This is a genomic window from Variovorax sp. 01N429, assembly GCF_056399425.1.
Map to the genome: position 1 here is coordinate 1 of NZ_JBFTRG010000242.1, position 366 is coordinate 366.

Here is a 366-nt window from a genome sequence, read left to right on the forward strand (position 1 = left end):
GGCGATGCCGGGGGTCAATCCATACTGCTTGGCGAAGGTCACGCCCGCGTTCATGAGCGCGGTGTACTCGTCCTGGTCGCTGGTGTAGCCGTCCAGGTAGCGGTAGCCGGTGAGCTGGGCGATCTGCTCGCGAATGAGTTGCTGCTCATAGAAGCCGTCGCCCAGGCGCTTTTGCACGGTGTCGGGATTGAAGCCCAGGGCGTTCAGCAGGTAGTCGCTGCTGAGCCACTGGCGATAGTCGGCAAAGCGCGGATCGGTTTCGATCAGGTAATGGGCGGTCGCGCCCGGCTGGGTGCGAAACAGGCTCGCTGTGGGCAAGCGGGTCTCGGGTGTGCTGGTGCGAACGACCATCGGGATGCTGCGCGA

1 protein-coding gene is annotated in these 366 nt (G+C 64.2%); it reads right to left on the reverse strand.

Annotated features, from left to right (window positions below; all coding sequences use genetic code 11):
* Positions 1–366, reverse strand: a 366-nt coding sequence (locus tag AC1DSF_RS31435; RefSeq protein WP_478184221.1) for a hypothetical protein, incomplete at both ends; no start/stop codon positions are given.